Here is a 201-nt window from a genome sequence, read left to right as displayed (position 1 = left end):
ACCCACGAACGTCCACACACCGTTCTGCCCCGGCACCGTCGTCGCAAGCGTCGACGGCGCATCACCCGGCGCGACAGCCACCGAAAGATCCGCAGACACAGCCCACGCCTTCGCGGTGAGCGAGCCGGCGACACCACCGGAGGTCCGCAGGGCAACGGTGTAGGTGCCGTCGACCGGCAACGTCGTCGTGTCGAAACCGCA

Annotated in this window: 1 protein-coding gene; it reads right to left on the bottom strand. The window is 68.7% G+C overall.

The features are described 5' to 3' along the window. On the bottom strand, positions 1 to 201 hold a 201-nt coding region (locus ADK60_RS47060), incomplete at both ends, for a hypothetical protein (protein ID WP_234371329.1).

It is taken from the genome of Streptomyces sp. XY431, from assembly GCF_001279805.1.
Lineage (GTDB): Bacteria > Actinomycetota > Actinomycetes > Streptomycetales > Streptomycetaceae > Kitasatospora > Kitasatospora purpeofusca.
Note: the sequence above shows the minus strand (reverse complement) of the source record. Positions and strands in the feature narration are given on the sequence as shown.